The organism is Methanocorpusculum petauri, assembly GCF_026891975.1.
Classification (GTDB): domain Archaea; phylum Halobacteriota; class Methanomicrobia; order Methanomicrobiales; family Methanocorpusculaceae; genus Methanocorpusculum; species Methanocorpusculum petauri.
The window spans coordinates 22,613-45,129 of sequence record NZ_JAPTGB010000008.1 but is presented as its reverse complement, the minus strand read 5'-3'; the positions used below and the strand labels follow the sequence as shown (position 1 = coordinate 45,129).

23 protein-coding genes and 1 tRNA gene are annotated in these 22,517 nt (G+C 52.3%); 7 read left to right on the top strand and 17 right to left on the bottom strand.

Going from position 1 to position 22,517, the window contains the following annotated elements; genetic code table 11:
• Positions 1 to 39: 39 nt before the first annotated feature.
• Positions 40 to 831, top strand: coding sequence for a hypothetical protein (locus O0S10_RS04755; protein ID WP_268924757.1), 792 nt, complete (start codon positions 40 to 42; stop codon positions 829 to 831).
• 10 nt (positions 832 to 841) lie between these two features.
• Here O0S10_RS04755 and rpiA read toward each other — a convergent pair whose 3' ends face one another.
• A complete protein-coding gene (gene rpiA, locus O0S10_RS04750) occupies positions 842 to 1,513 on the bottom strand; it encodes a ribose-5-phosphate isomerase RpiA (RefSeq protein ID WP_268924789.1) in 672 nt (223 codons plus the stop codon).
• 99 nt (positions 1,514 to 1,612) lie between these two features.
• Here rpiA and O0S10_RS04745 point away from each other — a divergent pair, with 99 nt between their 5' ends.
• From O0S10_RS04745 to O0S10_RS04730, 4 genes are all read left to right on the top strand, one after another.
• Positions 1,613 to 3,067, top strand: coding sequence for a DHA2 family efflux MFS transporter permease subunit (locus O0S10_RS04745; protein ID WP_268924756.1), 1,455 nt, complete (start codon positions 1,613 to 1,615; stop codon positions 3,065 to 3,067).
• A gap of 263 nt (positions 3,068 to 3,330) precedes the next feature.
• Positions 3,331 to 4,203, top strand: coding sequence for a metal ABC transporter solute-binding protein, Zn/Mn family (locus O0S10_RS04740; RefSeq protein WP_268924755.1), 873 nt, complete (start codon positions 3,331 to 3,333; stop codon positions 4,201 to 4,203).
• The gene (locus O0S10_RS04735; protein ID WP_268924754.1) at positions 4,196 to 4,975 is read left to right on the top strand and encodes a metal ABC transporter ATP-binding protein; all 780 of its coding nucleotides are present in this window, start codon (positions 4,196 to 4,198) and stop codon (positions 4,973 to 4,975) included. The genes O0S10_RS04740 and O0S10_RS04735 overlap by 8 nt, the downstream gene beginning before the upstream one ends.
• Complete coding sequence (locus tag O0S10_RS04730) at positions 4,972 to 5,799, top strand: metal ABC transporter permease (protein ID WP_268924753.1); 828 nt, start codon at positions 4,972 to 4,974, stop codon at positions 5,797 to 5,799. The genes O0S10_RS04735 and O0S10_RS04730 overlap by 4 nt, the downstream gene beginning before the upstream one ends.
• A 145-nt stretch (positions 5,800 to 5,944) precedes the next feature.
• Here the strand turns inward: O0S10_RS04730 and O0S10_RS04725 are convergent, their stop codons facing one another.
• From O0S10_RS04725 to O0S10_RS04665, 13 genes are all read right to left on the bottom strand, one after another.
• On the bottom strand, positions 5,945 to 6,490 hold the full coding sequence (locus O0S10_RS04725) for a FumA C-terminus/TtdB family hydratase beta subunit (RefSeq protein ID WP_268924752.1): 546 nt from the start codon (positions 6,488 to 6,490) through the stop codon (positions 5,945 to 5,947).
• Positions 6,487 to 7,311 carry a fumarate hydratase gene (locus O0S10_RS04720; protein WP_268924751.1) on the bottom strand — a complete coding sequence of 275 codons (825 nt, stop codon included), beginning with the start codon at positions 7,309 to 7,311 and terminating at the stop codon, positions 6,487 to 6,489. Before O0S10_RS04720 ends, O0S10_RS04725 begins: the two co-directional genes overlap by 4 nt.
• A 201-nt stretch (positions 7,312 to 7,512) precedes the next feature.
• Positions 7,513 to 8,013 carry a 50S ribosomal protein L16 gene (locus O0S10_RS04715; protein WP_268924750.1) on the bottom strand — a complete coding sequence of 167 codons (501 nt, stop codon included), beginning with the start codon at positions 8,011 to 8,013 and terminating at the stop codon, positions 7,513 to 7,515.
• A 54-nt stretch (positions 8,014 to 8,067) separates the two neighbouring features.
• A complete protein-coding gene (locus O0S10_RS04710) occupies positions 8,068 to 8,850 on the bottom strand; it encodes an ABC transporter ATP-binding protein (RefSeq protein WP_268924749.1) in 783 nt (260 codons plus the stop codon).
• Positions 8,847 to 9,608 carry an ABC transporter permease gene (locus O0S10_RS04705; RefSeq protein WP_268924748.1) on the bottom strand — a complete coding sequence of 254 codons (762 nt, stop codon included), beginning with the start codon at positions 9,606 to 9,608 and terminating at the stop codon, positions 8,847 to 8,849. The genes O0S10_RS04710 and O0S10_RS04705 overlap by 4 nt, the downstream gene beginning before the upstream one ends.
• A gap of 85 nt (positions 9,609 to 9,693) precedes the next feature.
• On the bottom strand, positions 9,694 to 10,443 hold the full coding sequence (locus O0S10_RS04700; protein ID WP_268924747.1) for an MIP/aquaporin family protein: 750 nt from the start codon (positions 10,441 to 10,443) through the stop codon (positions 9,694 to 9,696).
• A gap of 6 nt (positions 10,444 to 10,449) precedes the next feature.
• Positions 10,450 to 10,656: a DUF2180 family protein gene (locus tag O0S10_RS04695; RefSeq protein ID WP_268924746.1), complete on the bottom strand. Its 207-nt coding sequence runs from the start codon at positions 10,654 to 10,656 to the stop codon at positions 10,450 to 10,452.
• A gap of 1 nt (position 10,657) precedes the next feature.
• Positions 10,658 to 12,157 carry a DUF2193 domain-containing protein gene (locus O0S10_RS04690; RefSeq protein ID WP_268924745.1) on the bottom strand — a complete coding sequence of 500 codons (1,500 nt, stop codon included), beginning with the start codon at positions 12,155 to 12,157 and terminating at the stop codon, positions 10,658 to 10,660.
• A gap of 125 nt (positions 12,158 to 12,282) precedes the next feature.
• Entirely contained in the window at positions 12,283 to 12,852 is a 570-nt protein-coding gene (locus O0S10_RS04685; RefSeq protein WP_268924744.1) for a DUF357 domain-containing protein, read from the bottom strand.
• Complete coding sequence (dph5, locus tag O0S10_RS04680; RefSeq protein WP_268924743.1) at positions 12,846 to 13,604, bottom strand: diphthine synthase; 759 nt, start codon at positions 13,602 to 13,604, stop codon at positions 12,846 to 12,848. Before dph5 ends, O0S10_RS04685 begins: the two co-directional genes overlap by 7 nt.
• A 43-nt stretch (positions 13,605 to 13,647) precedes the next feature.
• Complete coding sequence (feoB, locus tag O0S10_RS04675; protein ID WP_268924742.1) at positions 13,648 to 15,516, bottom strand: ferrous iron transport protein B; 1,869 nt, start codon at positions 15,514 to 15,516, stop codon at positions 13,648 to 13,650.
• Positions 15,513 to 16,163, bottom strand: coding sequence for a metal-dependent transcriptional regulator (locus O0S10_RS04670; protein ID WP_268924741.1), 651 nt, complete (start codon positions 16,161 to 16,163; stop codon positions 15,513 to 15,515). The genes feoB and O0S10_RS04670 overlap by 4 nt, the downstream gene beginning before the upstream one ends.
• 56 nt (positions 16,164 to 16,219) lie before the next feature.
• A complete protein-coding gene (locus tag O0S10_RS04665; protein ID WP_268924740.1) occupies positions 16,220 to 16,912 on the bottom strand; it encodes a CRISPR-associated protein Cas4 in 693 nt (230 codons plus the stop codon).
• A 38-nt stretch (positions 16,913 to 16,950) separates the two neighbouring features.
• Here O0S10_RS04665 and O0S10_RS04660 point away from each other — a divergent pair, with 38 nt between their 5' ends.
• The gene (locus tag O0S10_RS04660) at positions 16,951 to 17,247 is read left to right on the top strand and encodes a DUF3467 domain-containing protein (RefSeq protein WP_268924739.1); all 297 of its coding nucleotides are present in this window, start codon (positions 16,951 to 16,953) and stop codon (positions 17,245 to 17,247) included.
• An 86-nt stretch (positions 17,248 to 17,333) separates the two neighbouring features.
• Positions 17,334 to 17,405 (top strand) — tRNA-Thr (locus O0S10_RS04655).
• A gap of 824 nt (positions 17,406 to 18,229) precedes the next feature.
• Here the strand turns inward: O0S10_RS04655 and O0S10_RS04650 are convergent.
• The 3 genes from O0S10_RS04650 to O0S10_RS04640 are packed head-to-tail and all read right to left on the bottom strand — an operon-like array spanning position 18,230 to position 22,515.
• Positions 18,230 to 18,457, bottom strand: a complete 228-nt coding sequence (locus O0S10_RS04650; RefSeq protein WP_268924738.1) for a hypothetical protein — start codon at positions 18,455 to 18,457, stop codon at positions 18,230 to 18,232.
• An 18-nt stretch (positions 18,458 to 18,475) separates the two neighbouring features.
• Positions 18,476 to 20,872: an efflux RND transporter permease subunit gene (locus O0S10_RS04645; protein ID WP_268924737.1), complete on the bottom strand. Its 2,397-nt coding sequence runs from the start codon at positions 20,870 to 20,872 to the stop codon at positions 18,476 to 18,478.
• Positions 20,872 to 22,515 (bottom strand): ATP-dependent DNA ligase, encoded by a 1,644-nt coding sequence (locus O0S10_RS04640; RefSeq protein ID WP_268924736.1) that lies wholly within the window; start codon positions 22,513 to 22,515, stop codon positions 20,872 to 20,874. The genes O0S10_RS04645 and O0S10_RS04640 overlap by 1 nt, the downstream gene beginning before the upstream one ends.
• Between the last annotated feature and the right edge of the window lie 2 nt (positions 22,516 to 22,517).

The window sequence follows — 22,517 nt, the reverse complement described above, 5'->3', positions numbered from 1 at the left end:
CCATAGGTTCAATACACATCTGCTCAATAGTGAATATTGATGCGTGAACTGTCGTTTCGGATAAGAAGCCTCGGGTCGGCGAAACCTCTGGCACCTGCGGCAGAGGAGCTCGGCGACTGGATACGGCATCATGCCGGAACCGCCGCAGACCTGATCACATGGGGGGTGGAGGAGACGCTCAGGTCTCAGGGGCCGGAGGTCTGGTTTCCGGCAGCAGGCGGGATGTGGTATTGTGATCGGATTTTGGCAGCGTTTCCGAATGTTTCCGATCAGCTGATTTCAGGAGAGTTCGATATAGTGTCTGCGGATATTGCTGCGGATTGCGGGATTGTCGCAAAGATGCGGAAAGGGTGCTGGTGGGCGGTTCCGTCACCGCAGGCCCTGCATCTTACTGACAGTTACTTTGAGGATGAGGAGGAGGCGTCCGGGGCGGTTGCGGATGCAGTCACACGGGTGTGCCGGGTTATGCGGGATAATGGCGCCGCCGGACATGTGCTTCTGTATGACGATGCCCCCGATGAAATTGATCTGGAACATTTTTCCGGAAAACGATTCCTCCGGTACGTGCCGGATGCGTTTCTTGAGGATGTTTTAGAGGTGCAGCGGGATCTGATTCTTTCCGCTGATGCTGTGCCGCGCCTTGCAGAGCTTGCCGACTGCTATACCATCCGGCAGGTGTATGTTACGGATCCAACCACGGAAGTACTCGCCGGAGTATGCCGGCTGTTTGATCCTGAGGATGTGTTCTGTGCGGGAACTGCGCCGGAGACGGAACGGGAAACATACTGGAAGGAACTCGCGGGACTGCGGGTACGGATACGGGAGATTTGAAAAAAGAAAGTCAGTGTCTGCCGCCGACAATCACAACTGTTTTTCCGGTCATCGCAGCAAAAATGCCATTGCCCAGAACACCCGGGATATTGTTGATCGCTGCTTCAAGAGCTGCGGGGTCGGCAATTGCACCGAACGCACAGTCCATCACATAATTACCGTTATCGGAGATAACCGGCCCGTCCTTTTTCACACCGTTGCGCAGAACCGGATCACCTCCAAGCTCCCGGAGTTTGCCTGCCACACTGCCGCAGGCAAACGGCAGAACTTCAATGGGCACGGCGGCATCAAGACCCGCAACTTCCTTACCGGAATCGATCACCACAACAAACTGCTTTGCCGCATCCGCCACAACCTTTTCCCGCAGATGTGCCGCACCGCGGCCTTTGATCATCCGTTTTCCGGGATCAACCTGATCCGCACCGTCAATGGCAATATCAAGTACCGGATGCAGAGTCAGCGTCGTGAGCGGAATACCATACTCCTCCGCACGCATGGCAGTCTGGTTTGAGGTAGGCACACCACGAATCCGGAGACCTTCTGTTTTTATCCGCTCGCCAAGCCGCTCCATTGCAAAAAACACGGTTGAACCGGTTCCAAGACCGACAATCATCCCGTCTTTTACCATATTCGCCGCACGAATGCCGGCATCTTTCTTCGCTGCAACAACAGGATCACTCATACCAAACCGGTATGCGGCCTTCGCATATAAGCACTTGGTGAGGAGGGCGGGGGCTGATACCAACATTTTTTATCTGACTCCCTCGTAACACTCTACATTATGCAGAGTGAAACTCCCTCCGGGCGTACCTTGACACTTATTCTCCTGTCAGCATCGCTTGCAACTTTTATGTCGGCACTTGACGGGACGATTGTCAACATTGCTCTGCCGACCATTTCCGAGGCATTTAATCTCACCTCTTCCTCCGTTGCATGGGTTTCGACGATCTATCTGCTGGTTATGGCCGGGTGTCTGTTAATCATCGGGAAGGTATCCGATGTGGTCGGATTCAAGAAAATATTTCTGTTCGGGTTCTTCCTCTTTACGATTGGATCGTTTACCTGCGGATTTCTGCCGGACTTTACGGGACAGTTCTCTACGCTTCTTGCCTCCCGCGTGCTGCAGGCAGTGGGCGGGGCAATGATGACCGTGATCGCGCCTGCCATGCTCTCGTATTATCTGCCGGGTGATCGGCGGGCAAAAGGGATGTCGCTTGTTGTCCTGTTTGCCGCAGTTGGTATGGCGCTTGGTCCGACACTCGGCGGATACCTGACCGAGTATCTGTCCTGGCACTGGATCTTTTTCATCAATGTGCCCATCGGCATTTTTGCGGTAATGTTAGGATATGCGGTTATTCCGAGTTCGGTCTCTGCCAAGAGATCCCTGAAAGGATTTGACAGTACCGGTGCTGTTCTGGTCTTCGTAGGACTTGCCGCACTTCTCTTTACTTTCTCCGAAGGCATCTCGCTTGGCTGGACTTCCGGGCCTGTTCTTGTGTCGCTTGTTCTTGCGATTCTGGGGATTGGGGGATTCCTCTGGCGCGAGCTGCATTATGCAGATCCTCTTCTTGATCTGAGTCTTTTCAAAAGCAGATCTTTTGTTGTGCTCAATGTTGTGTTCGCGATGCTGTTTTTTACGTTCGCCGGCGCAAATTATCTTTTGCCGTTCTATCTGGAGCATGTTCATGGCTATACTGTGTCGTTTTCCGGCCTCATCATCACTGCCATGTCGGTTGGAATGATGATCACCGGAATTCTTGCGGGACTAATCTATGCAAAACTGAAAGGAAAGATCCGGTACATTATAATGGCAGGCGTTGCACTGATTGCCCTCGGGTTTTTCTTCCTGACGCACCTGACTCCGGTAACGGGTCTTGGTGTGATCGTCTCGGCACTCGCCCTTATTGGTCTTGGTCTCGGTCTTACGACAACGCCTCTTACTACACTCATTATGGGTGCGGCTCCTGCGTCAAAACAGGGAATGGTTTCAAGTCTTACGGGTCTTGAGAGGTTTGCACCGATGACGATCGGTGTTGCGGTGTACAATATCATTTTTCTGCACGGAATTATGACTGCGGTCCGCAATTCAGGTATCACGGAAAAGCCGCCGGGAGAGATTGCTGCCGTGATTCTCAGTCATGGATTTGATCTGGCATTTATGGTGTCGGTTGTGCTTGCAGTGGTTCTTTTCATACTGTGCATCTTTATTCGGGAGGAAACTGCAGCACGGGAGTAAATCTCCTTTCATCCTCCCCAAGGGGATAGTTTTCATCAGTGCGGCTTTGTTCCCATAATCTGAAAACTCTCGAATTGCAGGATCAAAAATATCTGAATAAAAAATACGTGGACTTTGGTTTTTTTCCCGGAGTAGCCAAAGCGAAAGTATTCCGAATAATCCAATCAAAATCCGATCAGGTATTATGAGCAAGTTTAGACTTTTGGATCAAAGTTTTGATCGGCGAAATCTTTAGCATCTCAAACACTGAATATTCATTATTCATGCGGGGGTGTTCTGCCGTTTTCAAAATATATTTTGTTCTGAGTGTTGTTCTTGTGTTCGCCGCAGTTTCGGCGGGCTGTATCTCAACTCCTGCGGCAGAGGGAGACGGGCCGGTGCTGCTCGTGACGGTTCCGCCGATGGTGGAGATTGTCTCCGCAGTTGCCGGAGACGGATTTACTGTTCTTTCGGTTGTGCCGGAGGGAGTTTCACCGCATACGTATGAACCGACTCCTGCTGATGTATCTTTGTTTGCGGCGGCAGATATGTGGTTTACGCTTGGGGAAGGATTTCTGCCGCTGGAGGATCAGGTGGCAGAGGCATTGCCGGGTCTGCCGCGTGTTGCGACCGGTACGGGCGTACAGGTGGTTGCCGAGGCGGGCGGTGAGGAGGGAGAGACGGATCCGCATATCTGGATTTCGGCACGAAACGGGATTCTGATGACGGAAGCAGTGCGCGATGGGCTTGCAGTACGGTATCCGGAGCTTACGGAGCGGTTTTCGGAGCGGGCGGATGTGTTTTGTGCCGGGCTGTCTGCTATGGATGCTCGTCTGGCCGCTGCTGCGGATGCGATGGAGCCAAGAGCATTTCTGACGACGCACGGGTCGTTTGGCTATCTTGCGGCGGATTATAATATCTCACAACTGGTAATTGCCCGTGAGGGAAAGGAGCCTGCGGCGCGTGAGCTTGCGGAGATTGTTGATTCGGCAAAGGCGGCAGGGGTGCATATTATGGTGACCGAGCCATTGTCCGGAGAGCGGACGGCGATGGTGCTTTCTGAGGGACTGGGCATTGTGCCGGTGCGGATTAATCCGTTGTCGGTGCATTATATGGATATGCTGAATTCTCTTGCGGAGGGGCTGAAGGATGTGTGAGATTTTGGAGATTGATCATCTGGTGGTGGAGCGGGCCGGGCACGTGGTGCTGGATGATGTGAGTTTTGTTCTGCACAAGGGTGATGTTGCGGCGATTATCGGGCCGAACGGGGGAGGGAAGACGTCATTTCTGATGAGTATTCTCGGACTGCTTCAGCCGAAGTCGGGATCGATCCGAGTCTTTGGTGAGGAGCCTGCGGCGGCACGGTCACGGGTCGGGTATGTGCCGCAGGTGCATACGTTTGATTTTTCGTATCCGATGACGGTGCGGGAGATGGTGCTGACGGGGCGGCTCGGACATGTTCCGGGGCTGGTGAAGCGGTATCGCGAGAGTGATTATGCGGCGGCGGCGAATGCTCTTGCGGCCATGGATATGACGGGGTATGAGAGTCGCCCTATTGCGGAGCTGTCCGGAGGGGAACAGCAGCGGGCGGTGATTTCCCGGGCACTTGCCGGGTGTCCGGAGCTGCTGATTCTGGATGAGCCGACGGTGTATGTGGACGGGCCGACGGGGGAGCGGCTGATGACGCTTTTGGAGGATTTGCGCGAGCGGATGACGGTGCTGATGGTGACCCATGATATTAGTGCGATGTCAGGGCATGTGAACCGGGTTGCGTGTCTGAACCGGAAGCTGTTCACGCATGATACGGATCGGATTACGGGGGATATGGTTGCGGCGGCGTACGGGTGTCCGGTGGAGCTGATTACACATGGTCAGGTGCCGCACCGTGTTCTTGCGAGGCATGATGATAGTGAGGGGGGGGAGCGATGACGGATCTGTTGTCATATGTGTTTATGCAGCATGCGTTCCTTGCGGCGGCGCTTGCGAGTGTGGTGTGCGGGATCATCGGGAGTTATATTATTGTCCGGCAGATGACGGCGGTTTCGGGAGGGATTTCGCACGCGACGTTCGGGGGTGTGGGACTTGGGTATCTGCTGGGTTTTTCGCCGCTTGCGGGGGCAGCGGGGTTTGCAGTTTGTGCGGCGGTGGTGATGGGGGTTTTGAAGGAATATGCGCATCAGAAGGTGGATATGCTGATAGGTGCTGTGTGGGCGGTGGGGATGGCGCTTGGTGTGTTGTTTGTTGCGCTGACACCCGGGTATGTGCCGGATATTGAGTCGTATCTGTTCGGGAATATTCTGCTGGTGACGAGCGGTGATCTTGTTGTTGCGGGTGTTCTTGCAGCGGTGATTACGATGGTTGTTGTGCTGCTGTATCAGCCGCTTCTTGCGGTGACGTTTGATGAGGAGTATGCGCGGGTGCTGAATCTGCCGGTGAAGATGCTGAATCTGATTCTGCTGATTTTGATTGCGCTTGCGGTGGTGATGTTGATTCAGGTGGTGGGAATTATTCTGGTGATTGCGCTTTTGACGCTGCCTGCGGCAAGCTGTCGTATGCTGACGTCGCGGCTGTGGGTGATGATGGCAGGGTCGGTTGTGGTTTGTCTGGTTGTGTCGTTTGGCGGGATTCTGCTGTCGTATTTCTGGAATATTCCGTCCGGGGCGACGATTACGCTTGTGGCTGCGGTGGTGTTTGGGATTGTGCTGGGGATGCAGCGGTGCGTGAAGGGACGGCGTAGAGGTATTTCCGGGTAGACGGCTGGATAGTGGTCATGATGGGGTAGATGGTCTGTCCTTATGTCATACGTAATGCGTATGGGGATTGTGCGGGAGGAATGCGAAAAAGAATAGGGCTCTAACCCCCCGCATCCCCTATCTAAAAACACACACCACCGCCCACTCACAAACACAACTGATCATACCGCTCGCGCACACCCCGCGCCACATCCGCAAACAAATCCCCCCCGTGCGCATCAATCCCAACCACCAGCGGCAGATCCCGCACACGAATCTCCCACACCGCCTCCGCCATCCCCAGCTCCGGAAAATAACAACCCGCAAGCTCCATACACGAAGCAGCAAGCGCCGCACACCCGCCGGTAAACGCAAAATACACCGCACGGCCCGTCAGAACCTCCCGCACCCCGGCAGACATACCCCCCTTCCCAATCAGCGCCCGCACACCCGCATCAATCATCGGCGCCGTCAGACCATTCATCCGCGCAGACGTTGTAGGACCTGCCGCAACAATCACATTCCGCTCCGTATCCACCACCGGCCCGCAGTGATACACCACCGCACCCACCGGATCAAACGGAAATCCCTCCTCCAGAATCCGCAAATGCGCCTCATCCCGTGCCGTATACAGCGTCCCCGACAAAAGCACGCGATCCCCGGCCCGCAGACCCAGCACCTCCGCACCCAGCGGCGTACTCAAACGGATCACAGCACCACCTCCCGCACACCGCGGCGGCAGCACCAGCACTGAACATTCACCGCAACCGGCAGTGACGCCGTATGACAGAACCCGCGCTTCACCTTCACCGCAAGCGCCGTCGTATCCCCCCCAAGCCCCATCGGCCCTATCCCGAGCGCATTAATCGCATCACAAATCCCCTGCTCATACGCATCCATCACATCAATCCGCTCCAGAAGCGCCTCCTTCGCCAGCGCCGCCGCACCATCAAACGTCCCCCCGATACCAACACCCACCACAACCGGCGGACACGGCCGGGCACCCGCCGCCATCACCACATCCACCACAAACCGCGGAATCTCCGCCACCTCAGACGGCAGCATCATCCGGATCTGTGACATATTCTCCGAACCCGCACCCTTCGGCAGCACCGTCACCCGGAGCACATCCCCCGGTACAACATGCACCGGCGGAAGACCCGCGCCCGTATTATCTCCTGAATTCTCCCGTGAAATCGGATCAACCCCGTTTGGCCGGAGCGGCACCGACCGCGTCGCCCGCCGCACACCCGCAGCAACCGCCTCATACAGCCCAGCCGTCACCGGAACCTCCGGCGGCACCGTCAGATACACCACAGGAATACCCGTATCCTGACAGATCGGAACACGCAAATCCCCCGCCTTCAACAAATTATCCAGAATATTCGCAAACTCCCCGCGTGCAACCGGATTCGTCTCACGCTCCGCAGCAAGCCGGAGGGCCGCCTCCACATCAGGCGGAAGCACAATCTCCGCCTCACACACCGCCTCTTCCACAGCCTGCGCCAGACGTTCAAACAGCAGAGGATCCATAAAAAGAATATTGCAGGAGAAACGGATTAAGACTGTCGCTTGGACAAGACATCTGTACTCCGGAAAAAAGCAGGACCGTGATACTTTGTATATCCTGTGATTACTCCGGACAAAACCTGCAATACATCACAAAAAACTATCAACACCGCAGACAAAACAGCAAAAGGAAAAATATAGTATTGGTTGAGAGCCGGAAATGGCTTAGTTCTCAACAACAACACGGGTCGGCGTAGGAAGCTTGTATCCGCTGTGCTGGAGAGCATCCTTTGCCTGATTAATATACTGCTCGGACGTCCAGACAGTGAAAAGACGCTGTCTCGGTGCAACACGTGCAGCAGTACCCACTGCCTTACCAAACGCAAGGCGCATACCCTCCGAAACACGGTCTGCACCGGCACCCGTTGCCTGCTTGTGCTCACGGATAACATGGTGCGGATATGCCCGGATCTTCAGGTGGAAATTGTTTCTTCCGACATCCTTCATCAGGCGGCGGTTCATGTTGATACGTGCCGCTTCCATTGCCGTGTGGCGGATCTGGCATGCTTCAAGAACCTCAAGGTGAATCGCAACCGGGAATTCGGCTGAAAGATTACCCATATCAAACTGTACGACCTTAACGCCCGGCACACCACCCATGTATTCACGGCGGCAGTATGCCTTTTTAGCAAGATCGCGATACATTCGTGCTGGTTTTCTGACCATTTTGAATAACTCCTCGCTCTCTAAATGTGCTAATCAGGTTTGGTGGAAACGATATTAAATGTTCTGATTGCCGGTTTCCAGCTCCTCGATAATATGCAGAATATTTTTCCGAATCTGCGCAAACTCAACACTCGTCCGATCCCGCGGTCTGGGCAGATCAATCTCGTCAATCTCGTGAACAGTTCCCGGACGGGGCGTCAGAACCACGATTTTATCCGCAAGATACACCGCCTCATCAACACTGTGCGTCACAAACAGAATCGTCTTCTTCGTCTCCTGCCAGATGTTTAACAGCTCGCGCTGCATCTTATTCCGCGTCTGTGCATCAAGAGCGCCGAACGGCTCATCCATCAGCATAACCGCAGGGTCCGTTGCAAGAGCGCGCGCCACAGCCGCCCGCTGCCGCATACCGCCTGACAACTCATACGGATAACTGTCCGCAAAATTCTCAAGACCCACAAGTTTCAACTCCTTCATCACCTCAGCCCGCCGTTCCTCAAACGGAACACCATTCATCTCAAGACCGAATCCCACATTCTCCGCGACCGTCCGCCACGGATACAGCGAATACTCCTGAAACACCATCGTCATCTTCGGTGACGGACCATCAACCACCTTCCCGTCAATCGTAATCGTACCCGACGTTGGCACATCAAGACCGCCGATCATCCGGAGCAGTGTCGTCTTACCACAACCGGACGGACCAAGAAGACACACAAACTGACCGTCATGGATCTCAAGATTTACATCCTCCAGAGCAGTAACCTCTCCTTTGCGGGTTGCAAACTTCTTCGTTACATGCTTGACCCGCACCCAGATCTTATCGTAATCCGTCATTTGTCAAGTGCCTCCCATCCGAACTTGCGCTTCTGCACATACTGGAAGAACTGATCCATCACAATACCAATGATACCAATCGCAATCATACCGGCAATCACCATCTGCACCTGTCCCCAGTTGTAAGTGTACATGATCAAATACCCAAGACCCTGCGTAGTCCCGGGAAGCATCTCCGCCGCAACCACACTCATCCAGGCAATACCAAAACCCACCCGGAGCCCACTCCAGATGGCAGGAGCAGCTGCAGGCACAATAACCTTACTCAGAACCTGCCACTCTCTTGCCTGATAAATTCGTGCCGTCTCAATCCAGCTTTTCTTCACCCGCTTCACACCATCAATCGTATTCACCAGAATCGGAAAAATACAACCAATAACAATAATAAACTCAATAGAAGCAAGACCAATACCGAACCATGCAAGCGACAGCGGCACCCATGCCATGGGCGGAATTGGCCGGAGAATCTGAATTAAACCATCCGAAAAATCCTCAAGAACCTGATACCTGCCAAGAAGAATACCAAGCGGCACCGCAATAATACAGGTAATAATGAATCCAAGAGACACCCGGTAGATACTGATGAGAGAGTTATCTATCAGACTGCCACAGCCAAACAGATCCGCAAACGGCGTCGTGAACACAACCAATGTATCCCATACCCTTGGAAGAACATAAGAATTATTTATCAGAATGGCTGCAATCTCCCAGGCAACAATGAACAATGCAGGAAGTATGAGCTTAAAGTACCATTTCATGGATCGTATATCACCACCGGGGTTTCTGCTAGTACTATGAAACCTGACCGGTTATCAATACTGCGGGAACAACAAAAAAAAGGAATTAGTTGTCATCAAGTCCGGTAACGTACTTGTAGAAGAACGCCGCAAGAACCGCACCAACGATCGGACCCACAATATAGATCGGATACGTCGTGACAAGTGCAGTCGACCCGTTCATGATCGCCGCAACAAGATCCGGACCGAAACTCCGGGCCGGATTGATCGAACCTCCGGAAATATTACCGATAGCAATGATAACACCGGTAACTGCCATACCGATCACCAGCCCTGCAAAACCCGGGGTTGCATGCCGGTCAACCGCAACACCCATGATCGCAAGCATCAGCACAAACGTACCGATAATCTCTGCAACCAGGGCCTGCCAGATGGTAATTCCCGGGAACGGTGCAGTCGCACCAAGTCCGCCGACGGCAAGAGCATCCGGTCCCGCAACAAACAGGAACAGCGCAGAACCAATAACCGCACCAATACACTGGGCGATAATATACGCAACCGTATCCTTCGCCGGGAACTTCTTAATCGACCACAGCGCAATACTGACCGCCGGATTAATATGGGCACCGGAAACCCCGCCGAGCGCATAGATAACTATCGCTACTGCGAGACCAAAGGCTGCCCCTACCGCAAGCCAGTCACCGAGACCGCCAAGTGTCCCGATACCAATATCAAACGGCGACCCGGCCGGCGTTCCCGCTGCAAGCATCAGCAGAACACAGACCGACCCGCAGCCGATAAAGACCAGAAGCATTGTTCCGACAAGCTCGGCAATGCTTCGCTTCAACAGATCCATGCTGCATCACCCGTTCAGCGCATTATGGCATTCGGGACAAAGAATCCGCGGAACCGGCTTCTTCAGCTTCTTTGCCGGGAAGGGGTAGCCCCCTTCCCAGACAGAAACATCGGCACGAATCATGTGCTCAGTGCAAAGCCCCATCCCGCACACGATGCAGATACCGGTCGCCTCCCGGTCAATACCCAACTGTTCACACACATAGCACTTCATCTTACACAGCCTCGCGGTACTGGCAGTACTGATGGCGGGAACCAACCAGACACGCCGTTGCACAGCTCTTGCAGGCACGTGCCGGAGCTGCGGGTGTTTCCTTGTCAAGTGCAATAATGTTCGTCATCATCGTCGCCGTAATCGGCTCACTCGTCAGCAGACACGGATAATCCGCAATCCGCATCAGAGCAGATGCCCGGACTGTAATCGCACAGGCCGGATAGGCATACCGCTGCGGGTTCATCAGGACCTCATTCTCATGAATCGGAGAAAGATCAATCGAAACACCGCCGGAACGCGGGGTAAGCGGTTTGCCCGACCCGTTCTTTGCACGGGATGCCTTATCCAGAATCTTCCAGCCGCGATAGATCATATCCATGAAATCGCAGTTGTGCAGCTCTGCCGCCGCACCGCGGGTCGGACGGATCATCACCAGATTGTGATAACGCTTCGTCAGAAGATCCACAATCATCGGCGCATTAAAACCGTCCAGCTCAAGCAGATACTCTGCGGCCGCAGCCGACGCACCGGTAGCAACATCCAGCAGCTGGTAGCCGCTCTTTGCCTCCGGCACTGCTGCATGCAGCGTCCGTGCAATAACACCGGTAACTGCCTCAATGGTTGCCATAACCACATCATCCTTACACATGTTGTAGGTGGACTGGGAGATATGGTGGGAAACATCCCCCACACAGTAAGCCGGAATCGTTGCAATGTTTCCGTAATGGACACCATCATCGATTGCTGCCTTCACGAACGACTCCATGCCCTTCTGGTAGTTGTCCATGTACTTTCGCGGATCAAACGAGGACATACCGGAGTTGTTCATCAGCTCAACCTGTGCATCGATCGGATGCCGGTACAGTGCCTGCAACTGCTTGACCTCCTTATCGGAAGCCTCAGCCAGCGTATCGCCCGCCTCAATCCGTTTTGCAAACAGATCGCCGATACCGTAGGACGTGTTCATACCCCACGACTTTGCGGCAAGAATTGCCTGCTTGTGATCCACCGGAATATCAGTCTTCAGAAGAATCTGATTAACCACATTACTGGTAGAACCCGGCATCAAAGCAAAGTCCACCACACAGGACGGACCATAGAACCCTGCATAGCAGCGGGCTGCCTCACGACCGACGATGTTCTCGTTTTTCTGAATCGAATCCGCGAACGTCTCCATACTCTTTGCAAACTTCTTGTCCTCATCACAGAGAATCTCAAGAATTGCAGGAGTCTGGTAGTGTTCCACGAACGGATCATCCTCAGGCCGGACGTACCCGGTGAGGCTCGAAAGCACCTCAAAGTGTGTCTTGACTGAAGCTTTGTGCAGATTGATAACCGCAGCGCTCTGACCATCGGCGATGGTCATCTGCTCTACTGCATCAACATACGGCTTTGCGTCGGAAAGGGTAAACTTTGTACCGCGTTTGGCCTTGAGGACATTAACATCTGCATACTGGGCAGCCAATGCCTCATCAACCATCTTTTCATATATTTCAGACATTTTGATTTCACCTCTGTTATACAATTGATCCATTAAGTCGACAGCATAAATACTTATCTATGATGCTCAAAATAAAATCAGAAAAAATAAGAAAAAGAGAAATGGATATGTTATTTTTTAAAAATTCAGATCGTAAATAGACCCCTGTCGCCAACAATTCCAAAAAGACCGGCACGAACGCCGCAATCAAGCCATCCGTACCCATAGGAGAAAGATACAAGGGCGGCAACAAAATTTCCGGAGCTGAGAAGCCCCGTTCCTTCCGTAAAGGCAGAAACTGCAATTGTATTGATATGTTGCGCGGCAGAACACATTCGCGTCTCTGAATCGGGAAGAACAACAACTCCTTCGAGAGCCGAGGAAAGCATCCGCTGATACCGGTTTGTTTTCTCGGTCAGATGATCCAAAAGAGCATCAGGAATAGAATCGTCAATCTCCGGACCCGTTCCGCCACACCTCCCCAGAAGATATCCGAGAAACACTCCCGCATCCAGCCACCCGTACCCGTAGGCAAAGGACGCAACCGCATTAACAAGATCCCCCTGACTGTAGAACACCATCCCGTCGCCTGCATAGCAGCGAACCATCTCCAGAATCTCCGCAGCTGTTGCGCCGAGCGGCGTGAATACAGGAACCGCACATCCCGCAGCCCGGGCATCGGCGGTGAACTCCATACCGTAGGACTCGATCAGCATAATCCGGCAAATCTCACAAGATACTCGCGTTCAATATCATGCAGCTCACCAGGGACGATCATAATGTGCAGCGGCTCACCAAACGCAAACCTCCGCATCTCTTCTGCGTTTCCTGCATGAACCACCGGATCAGCTGACCCGGCGCGGGCAATGCCGATATAGAGCGGGATAGATGTCCCCGCACGTAACGCCTGTTCCTCCAGGAGATCAACCGCCTCTGCAATCGTCATGTACCGCTCCTTGTCCTTCTGAATATCAAGAAACACCAGCGTATGCAGATTCTGTGCAAGATTTGCGGCGATGACCTCAATCGGCGTCATCGGGAACCATTTACCATAAGGGAACGGAACAGAAACCGACTTGCCAAACCGGTAGTTCTGCAGGCCGGACAGTCCGCAGACCGCCGTAGTAATGGATGCACCATGAATGATGCGGGTGGGAATGCCGCGTTCCGCCGCACGAATACGGATATCAGCATGGGTTGTCGCAACCATCGAATCCCCCGCAGTTAAAAACACCGCATCCCCTGCCGCCGCCGCATCAAGAACCGGCTCGGGATGCAGCTCCACATCCTCGCGGTAGAGCGGCGTGATCTTTTTCCCGTAATACTCTTCAAGTCGCGGAATCGTGGTCCCGGTCAGAACAGAAGTGTACACCTCAAGGAATACCGCATCAGCCTTCCGGATTGCTTCCAGTCCCCGTACGGAAACATCGTATTCGTCGCAGAGTCCAAGTCCGATGAATGTCAGCATGTATGTACTTTGTAGGATTTGGCACGTAATGAGTCCTTGCTCATCACAGCAGAATCAGATGCGCCAGTGCCCCCAGACCAATGCCCAGACAGAGCGTAAAAACCGTAATCATCGCCGCATACCGGACACCTGTCTCCCGCATGAGAACCGCAATGGTTGAAATGCAGGGAATAAACAACGCACACACCAGCGCGAAGATATAGAGTTGTCCGCTTGAAAGAACCGCCGCAAGATCCGTCGTTCCCGCCATCACCGCCAGCGTCTCAAACGCCATCTCCTTACGGAGAATACCGAACATCAGTGCAGTAAACGCAAATCCCGGAAGGCCCAGAACCGCCGTTGAAAGCGGATCAATGAACTCCTCAAACATCGCAACAAGGCCGTAGTACTCAAACAGCCCGAGGAAGATACTGCTCACCAGAAGCAGCGGCATTGCAATATAAATGAACTCACGCACCCGCATCCATGCCTTACGGACAACATGGGATGCGATGGGCCGGCGCAGCTCAGCCATCTCGAGGATCATCCCGTACTGCTCGCCCGGTGTGATGCGGGAAAGAATACAGCCCACAATAAACACAAGGACAAACACAATTGCATAAATCGAAAACGCCGCCCCGAACCCGATAAAAGATGCGACAATTCCTGAAATAACAACCGTCCGCGCCGAACACGGCAGCATCGTCACCAGCACCGATGCGATCACGCGCTCGCGCCGTGTCGGAAGCAGCCGCGTACTCATGATAGCCGGCACACTGCACCCAAACGACAACACCATCGGAATCAGACCCTGACCGTGGAGACCGAGTCTGTGCATACCCCGGTCTGCCAGAAACGCAGCCCGTGTTAAATACCCCGTATCCTCCAGCACCGAGATGAACAGATAGAAAAGAAACACATACGGAAACGCAATTCCCAGACCCGACATCAGGGCCAGAATAATTGCACCGCCGAGCGTATCGGCAAACGGATCCAGACCCAGCGCATGGAACGGATCAGCGATGTAGGTTGTCATCAGGGAGACAATCGTCTCCTCCAGAACGCCACCGAGGGTAAACACGATCAAAAGGATCGAGACCATAATAATCGCAAGAATCGGCAGTCCCGGAAACCCGCGCGTAAGAAGCGCATCAAAATCGCGTCTGCGGCGCGGCGGAGCAGTACGGGTAACGGATGATGCCAGTTGTTTTGCGAGATTGTGCCGGTTCGCAGCAATAATCTGCTCCGGCGACATCATGTGCCGGCGCTCAATCTCCTCTGCAATCACCAGAGAATTCTCATGAATCTCCGGTGTAATCGTACTGACCGGAATACTTGCCAGCGCCCACAGCGCCTCCGGCTGGCTCAGCCCGAAATATTTTTGCAGACTGTGAACCGCCGCCTCAATATGATGATCATACGGAATTGAAAGGCCCGGAACCGGCACATTCCCGTCAAGAACCGCGCGGGCAATCTCATCCAAATTTTTTCCGCTCGTTGCAACCGAAGGAATGACCGGAACACCGAGCTGTTTGGCAAGGGAAGCAGAATCAATGATCTTTCCCGCCGCCTCCGCCTCGTCCATCATATTGAGAATAACCAGCAGCGGCTTCCTGATCTCGGCCACCTGCAAAAGAAGATAGAGATTTCGTTCAAGATGTTTTGCATCAAGCACCGCAATCAGAAGATCCAGATCCTCTCCAAGCAGATACTCGCGGACCATCTCCTCCTCAACCGAGTCGCCGGACAACGAATAGATACCGGGAAGATCGGCAAGCGAAAACTCCGCATCGCCGTACCGCACAACACCATGCATTACTCCGACGGTTGTTCCCGGATAGTTGCTCACCTCAACACCGAGACCGGTCAGGTGATTGAAGATGAGCGACTTACCCACACTCGGGTTTCCGATAAGTGCTGCCCGCGGCATCATGGCGTCTCGCACCGTTCAACCATAATATTGGCGGATACCTCCGGACTTAATGCAATATCGCAGCCTTTCACGGTGATGACCACAGCATTGTTGACGAGTTTGCGCCGCAAAGTGATCAGCTCTCCGGGAATTACCCCCAGATCGATCAGCCTGCTGTGCTTGGCAAAACACCGGATCATGGAAACATGCAGAAGCGCCCCTTCCGGGCACTCGGAAAGCGGAATTATTGGATTTTTGCGGGTGAGGTTATTATGATCGGTGAATCCGGTCTTCTCCGAAGGAATGGTTTCCGGCTTTCGCTGATCCAGAAAATTATCGAGCCGCTCAATCGTCTCGGTCGAAATATTGTGCTCCAGAATGCAGGCTTCTTTGGATGCAGCCTCCGGCTGTTTTCCCAGAACATCGGTCAGAAATGTTTCAAGGACTGCGTGTTTGCGTGCAACCTGTGCAGCCTTCTCCGCGCCTTTCTCGGTGAGCCGGACTGTTTTACTGCTGCGATGCACAAACCCGTGCTCAACAAGCATATTCAGGGCTTTTTCAATCTCTGCTTCGGTATGGTGGGGGAGTTTGAGCACATGAAGCAAAACCTCATCAGTGCCGGTATTAAGTATTTCTTCCAGAATGTCTTCAGAGAGTACCGAGGTCATGCATAATCCCGCAAATGCAGGTATCTTGTCTGTTGTGAACGGATATGTAGGTATCGTCATCTCGCCGGATGTAATCGTTCAAACAGGGATTTCGGGCGCAAAACATTGTCGCATCGTTCATGAAACGTACAGGAGAGGCAGTGACGCCCGCGGAGGGGCCGGGGAATCTCTCCCCGGAATACAGATTCCGCGCTGCGGAGCGCGGCAAGAAATGCACGGCGGTCCGCGGGGGCAGGTGATGCAAGATGCCGCACGGTTCCGGAACCCAGATACTCCACAGACCCGGCAAAGGGTCTTTTGTACTCCTCAAAAAGGCAGAACCAGTATGCGGTCAGGCGAAGCCGGTCAGTTGCATAGATACCGGTTGAAGGCGCTGCAGTACTGCGAACGATCGAAAATCCATCCTCAAACAGCCGGTCAACCTTCCCTACGATCCCGTACTTCTCTGAGGATACAAACACATCCGTGTTTACCGGAGACCGCCAGACCGTTTTTCTGCACGCCTCAATCATTGCCGAAGCCTGCGCATACTCCTCAGCCCCTGCATCCGGCAGCACAGTTTCAATCTCCTCCCAGATCTCTCTGAAATCCAGTTCATCACCGAGATGTGCGGCAATCTGCTTTGCAATACTGTAGCCCGCAGGCTCTGCAAACTCCCCGGGAGTGGAACGGGACAGATACACCTGCAGGGGACAGACACTGCATCGGACAAGATCGCGTACCGGAATTGCGTTGGGCATCAGAACCAATTCTATAAGATAACATCCGCGCCAATAGTATTATACTTATGGCAGGGAACGAAATCAATGTCCAGATTCCCCAGAATCTTGACCCGGTGTACAGCAATATGATTCAGATAGCCTTCAAGGACGATGAGTTCACAATGATGTTTCTGCACCAGCTTCCGGCGGTGAATCAGGCAAAAGCAAAAGCCATTGTTTCCATCAGCCCGTCCCACGCAAAAAAGCTGCTGGCGGCACTCCAGAAAAGCGTAAACGACTATGAGGAGAAGTTTGGGTCCATCACGCCCGCGGCACAGCCCGAAGGGGGATCGGACGGGTTCACTCTGCGCGGATACTCGTAACCGGCATGCCGAACTGCGTCTCCGGGATGAGGCGCAGATAACTTATTTATTGTGTTACGTGCAATTTGATAAAGCACATTTTTTGTGCCGTTGTGGCTTAGCGGTATAGCGGCTGATTCGTAATCAGCAGGCCGAGGGTTCAAGTCCCTCCAACGGCTCTTTAACTTGATTTCAAGTCCTCTCACGCTCTTTTCACGGAAAAATTCTCTGTTGACCAATACATCTAATTGAGGAAAGACGCGAATTTGCTATAGCATGACAAAGGTACCATCATGAAATATACAATCCAGAAAAATATAACTCCAAAATATAAAAAATTGATAATTTTTTAATTGTTTATTTATGGTGAGATTATTTTCGACACCAATATCCCGACAAGAATTATAGAAGCCATCATATTGGCATACAATAGCCCATAATATAGATACGATCCAACTGTGCCTAATTCGGGAATTTTTTTCCATTCCCAGTTCATAACTAAATTACCCCCGCGTTTGACACGATGAGATAGCAGATGAGACTCAAAGATGTAATTTCCAAGATCATCATTATAATCAGTGCAAGTTTTCTTATTTTTCTGCTCATAATTAACATACTTCATGCGTTTATACTATTTGCTTCAAACATCCATCACATTGCACAGTACGACATGTGTAGGTGGGGTCATTTTCCTAGCCAATACAATGCAAAAGATAATATTTCATTTAGATTGTGATACTATAATTTACCAGAATTGACCTCGAATAAAAAAATGATTTGGGGACCTTGTTAAAGGTACGTATTCCCAGATATCCTGAAAATCCGCCTTGACCTGGATAGCACAGATTTCAACATATTTTTTAGGGTACATTTAAGCTGTTGTTTGGTCTGGTGAGAATAAATTATTCTTGAACATATTTTTTATTTGACACAATATATCACAGGACTAATTACATAAACACAATGCTGGTTATATATACGTATAGGGGCACCTGATTTGCCCCTACAATGGCTTTTTATTACGATTCAAGTCTGAAGAGCATTTTATCCCCGGCAGTTTTTTTAACATCCCTTCAACAGTGGTATTGCCCATAAAATCCTGAATTTCGCAGAAAACACAGAATACGGCATTGCTCCAACCATCTGAAGTATCCCAGATTGCATGATCAAAGAGATCTGAATAAAAAAAATCTTTGCCTTTGCGGAAATCTGATAATTGACCCGGCTGCATCCTCCGGAAAAAAAGAGATTATAATGCCGGGCAGTTCATCGAGTTGTGCGTGTACTCCCCGTCGCCCTCAAGATTACCCTTCTTGCGGTTCTTCAGAACAATTGCAACCGTTGCCGGAACTGCAACCACTGCACCAAACAGCGTAAAGCCCATTGCAAGCACCGTCACCATACCAAACCCGCTGATGATCGGGAAGTTCGAGAACATCAGTGCCGAGAAACCACACATCGTTGCACAACCGGACACCGTAATTGCCGTTCCGATCTTGCCGGTACCGTTCTGCACCGCCGTTATCGTATCATGATGCTCCATCTCCTCATAGATACGCTCCACCATCATGATACAGTACTCCGCAGCGACACCTATCGTCATCGCCCCCATCGTTGCCGTCAGGATCGTATAATCGATACCGAAGAAGTACATCGCCGCCCCGTTCCATCCGATAATCAGCACGATCGGCACCAGCGGACAGATAGCCATACCCGCACTCCGATAGAGGACTGCCAGGAATGCAAAGATGATCACAAATGCGAGCAGCGTCATCTTCGTCTTTCCTTCGCGGATATCCTTCATCATCTCCACGAATGAGTACGCACTGCCCGTCACAACCGCCTCAATACCCGGGGGTGGTGCAAAGAACTGCACATCCGCACTAACCTCCGAGACGAGCGACCGCTGCTGCGCCTCCGACAACGACTTCATGCCGAAACTGATAACCGCCTGGGTTCCATCCTTAATATAGGACGACTTATCCGCCTCGCTCATGGAGTTCAAAATAGTATCAATCTCCACCTGCGTTGTCGGGATAACACCGCCGTTCTTCTCCACAATCACGGTTGCAATACTGGAAACACTCGTAAACCGCGTATTGTACAACGCCAGCTCATGCGCTCCCCACTTATACATCCATTCTATCGCATCCGGACTGGTCAGTTCCCCTCCCTGCACATATACCTGGAAACCTCCGGTATCACCCATCGCCCGGGTTACCGTATTAATATTCACAATAGCAGGCATATCCACCGGCACATAGGACTTCATATCAGTACTGACCGGAACCTCCTCGTCCAGATACACACCGGTAAATCCGATAATACAGAGAACGAGCATAATAGGAACGGCAAACTTCGTCACCTTCACCGCAAGTTTTCTCAGAAGCTCATTGTACGTCTCCGAAAACGGCTTCTTTTCCTCGCCGTTTGCCAAAAGCTTGTGCGGTTTTGGCTGATAATTGGTAAGAACAGCTGCCAGCGGAATAATAATCAGTGCAGCAACATAACAACAGGCAATACCAAGAATTGCCGTGATACCAAACTGGCGGATATCCGGCAGAGTGGAAACCATCATTGCCATGAATCCCAGCGCACTGGCAATCATTGCATAAAACACCGCAGCACCTGTCTTGGACACAGCGAGTTTGATTGCCTCGGGAAGAGAACGCTTGTTCCGCATCTCATCATCAAGACGCGAATGGAACTGAATTGCATAATCCACACCGATACCTAAGAGAATCGGCATTGCACCAATCGTCGTCATTGAGAACGGCAGTCCAAAAATTCCCATCATACCAAACGTCAGAATCAGACCGGTAAACACGCTCACAATCGACAGAAGCGGGAACCGCACATGGTTGAACAGAAACTTACAGGCAAGCATCATCAGAACAATTGCCGCGACCAGCAGAATGATCATGTTCGAACCAAGGTCGCCGCCCATATCCTGCTGCATTGCTGCATTGCCGGTAAAAGTCAGCGTCACTCCCGGAGGAATATCGGATGCAGCCGTCATACTTCTCAGGTTATTGAGAATACTCTGCTGCGTCGTTGAGGACGTCCCAGTGTCCAGCTTGATCAAAATAATCGCAAGCTGCCCGTTCGGCATAATAGATGCAGTAATACCCTCCGGAATCATTGCAACAACATTATCGATGATTGCCTGATTCTGCGGAATAGAACCGCCGTTGTAGGCGGCCAAAACATCATACACACTTTGTACCGACGAAACTCCCTGTGTTGTCGCCATCTGCTGCTGCAGTGTATAGACACGGTCCACAACCGTTACGTCCATTACCGAGTCGGCCTGCACCATCAGCATGATGGAGTCCGACTGGAAGTTATTCGTATAACTATCCAGAATGTACGCGCCGTGAGCGTTTTTGTCCGCATCCTGTGTCTCGGTACTCATGGACAGAGTACTTGCTCCAACAAATGAGAGCATAATAAGAGCTATCAGGAAACAACCGGTCAAAAACGGTCGCTGTACAATGAATTCGCTAATCTTTTCAAGTGGTGATATCACAGGAAGTGCCTCGCCAAAATGCTGGTAATATTTCTTCTTTGAGTCTACATAAACTTGCCTTCTAACAAAAGGGTATTGAAGGGGAATTTTCGGATAAAACAAGCGAAAACAGACCATTACTGGCCTGCTTTATTCTGCATACCATACCTGCGGAAAAGAGAATCGATCGTCTCTATCTCGCTTGGATCTTTATCGTCACGCAGGCGGACGAAACGAGGAAACCGCAGAGCATAGCCGGCAGCATAGGTGGTACTTTTCTGCAGCTCGGCGTACCCCACCTCAAAAACGACATCAGGTTCAAACACCACAGTTTTGCCGTGTTCAGCGATGATCTTATCCTTAAACAGCTCATACAGCTCGGCAAGCATAGCATCGTCAATACCGGTCGCCACACGGCTCAGTTCCAGCAGCTCACCGTTTTCATCCTGACAGGCAAGCAGAAACGAACCGAACATCTTCGCACGCTTTCCCTCGCCCCACTCAGCACCGGTGACAACAAGATCAATCGTATCAACCTCGGGCTTGATCTTAATCCAGAGCTTACCGCGGTTGCCGGGAAGATAGGGAGAATCCAGAACCTTGAGCATGATACCTTCGTTGCCGTTGTCAAGCGCTGCATGGTAGTAGGTCTCAATCTCCTCAGGCGAGTCGCTTACTATCTGAGGCGCAACAAAATCCTTCATGACACTTTCCAGAATTTTCCTGCGCTCGGAAAACGGACGGTCTATCAGAGTCTCTCCGTCGCAGACAAGAATATCAAAGACACGCGGCTGCATATGAATGGCGTCAGCCGCATCACTGACTCCGTGCTTTCTGCGGATTCTCCGAAGAACCGTCTGAAACGGCATAGGTTTTCCGTCCTGCATCGCAATAACCTCACCATCAATAATAACATCATGATCGGTTGCAGCGGAAAGCATGGCTACAACATCAGGGAGCGATGCAGTCATCTCCTCAAGACGACGGGAATAGATAGCAGTCCTGCCGCCCGCCTTGTGGAACTGGAACCTGCTGCCGTCGTACTTGTTCTCGGCTGCAAGGAATCCGTGCGCCTCTACCATGCCGGCAATCGATCCGGCCTGTGCAAGCATCATCTTTACCGGCCGGAAAGGAGTGACGTGTACCGTTGCAAGGGCGGCGGGATCAGTCTTTGCCAGAAGCGCAACCTCGCCGAGATCATTGAGGGCCTGATGAGCGTGCTCAACGATCTCCACCGGGACGGCAAACCCTTTGGAAACCGCCTCGCGTACAACACCCTCACCGACGCCGATACGCATCTCCTCAAGCATCAGCCGCGACAGGTACCGCCCTTCCAGCGGCGATGCGTTTGAGAGAAGATACTGTGCAGACCGCATGCGTTCCTGCTGGGACTTGCGCCCGGAGGTCTTTGCCATCTGTAAAAACCGTGCATGCACCTCAAGCAGCTCAAGATCTTCTGAGAAGAACATCGTCTGTTCCCGTTTCTCAAGCAGCTCCTCAACAACACGGCCGGTATCACCGGAACTATTGATTGCCGAGATAACCACCTGCCGTTTCTTCCCGATCACATAGGCGAGCGCCTCATACAACAGACCCGGCCCGAACCCGAGCTTCTCGGACGACCAGTCGGGGAAGATTTTTCCGCGCATGAACCGGACAAACACCGGCAGTTCCTCAATGGAAAGCGCCGGGAAAACTTCCGCAAGGACATCGGTCATCGCAAGCCGGGAAGAAATGGTTTCAAGCCGGTCACACAGTTCTGCAAATTCACGAAACAGCATTG

Bases quoted from the DNA above. Each gene is read 5' to 3' on its own strand.
- O0S10_RS04755 (WP_268924757.1), top strand. From the start codon at position 40: ATGCGTGAACTGTCGTTTCGGATAAGAAGCCTCGGGTCGGCGAAACCT.
- rpiA (WP_268924789.1), bottom strand. From the start codon at position 1,513: ATGAGTGATCCTGTTGTTGCAGCGAAGAAAGATGCCGGCATTCGTGCG.
- O0S10_RS04745 (WP_268924756.1), top strand. From the start codon at position 1,613: ATGCAGAGTGAAACTCCCTCCGGGCGTACCTTGACACTTATTCTCCTG.
- O0S10_RS04740 (WP_268924755.1), top strand. From the start codon at position 3,331: ATGCGGGGGTGTTCTGCCGTTTTCAAAATATATTTTGTTCTGAGTGTT.
- O0S10_RS04735 (WP_268924754.1), top strand. From the start codon at position 4,196: ATGTGTGAGATTTTGGAGATTGATCATCTGGTGGTGGAGCGGGCCGGG.
- O0S10_RS04730 (WP_268924753.1), top strand. From the start codon at position 4,972: ATGACGGATCTGTTGTCATATGTGTTTATGCAGCATGCGTTCCTTGCG.
- O0S10_RS04720 (WP_268924751.1), bottom strand. From the start codon at position 7,311: ATGGATCCTCTGCTGTTTGAACGTCTGGCGCAGGCTGTGGAAGAGGCG.
- O0S10_RS04715 (WP_268924750.1), bottom strand. From the start codon at position 8,013: ATGGTCAGAAAACCAGCACGAATGTATCGCGATCTTGCTAAAAAGGCA.
- O0S10_RS04710 (WP_268924749.1), bottom strand. From the start codon at position 8,850: ATGACGGATTACGATAAGATCTGGGTGCGGGTCAAGCATGTAACGAAG.
- O0S10_RS04705 (WP_268924748.1), bottom strand. From the start codon at position 9,608: ATGAAATGGTACTTTAAGCTCATACTTCCTGCATTGTTCATTGTTGCC.
- O0S10_RS04700 (WP_268924747.1), bottom strand. From the start codon at position 10,443: ATGGATCTGTTGAAGCGAAGCATTGCCGAGCTTGTCGGAACAATGCTT.
- O0S10_RS04695 (WP_268924746.1), bottom strand. From the start codon at position 10,656: ATGAAGTGCTATGTGTGTGAACAGTTGGGTATTGACCGGGAGGCGACC.
- O0S10_RS04690 (WP_268924745.1), bottom strand. From the start codon at position 12,157: ATGTCTGAAATATATGAAAAGATGGTTGATGAGGCATTGGCTGCCCAG.
- O0S10_RS04685 (WP_268924744.1), bottom strand. From the start codon at position 12,852: ATGCTGATCGAGTCCTACGGTATGGAGTTCACCGCCGATGCCCGGGCT.
- dph5 (WP_268924743.1), bottom strand. From the start codon at position 13,604: ATGCTGACATTCATCGGACTTGGACTCTGCGACGAATACGATGTTTCC.
- feoB (WP_268924742.1), bottom strand. From the start codon at position 15,516: ATGATGCCGCGGGCAGCACTTATCGGAAACCCGAGTGTGGGTAAGTCG.
- O0S10_RS04670 (WP_268924741.1), bottom strand. From the start codon at position 16,163: ATGACCTCGGTACTCTCTGAAGACATTCTGGAAGAAATACTTAATACC.
- O0S10_RS04660 (WP_268924739.1), top strand. From the start codon at position 16,951: ATGGCAGGGAACGAAATCAATGTCCAGATTCCCCAGAATCTTGACCCG.
- O0S10_RS04650 (WP_268924738.1), bottom strand. From the start codon at position 18,457: ATGCAGCCGGGTCAATTATCAGATTTCCGCAAAGGCAAAGATTTTTTT.
- O0S10_RS04645 (WP_268924737.1), bottom strand. From the start codon at position 20,872: ATGGTCTGTTTTCGCTTGTTTTATCCGAAAATTCCCCTTCAATACCCT.
- O0S10_RS04640 (WP_268924736.1), bottom strand. From the start codon at position 22,515: ATGCTGTTTCGTGAATTTGCAGAACTGTGTGACCGGCTTGAAACCATT.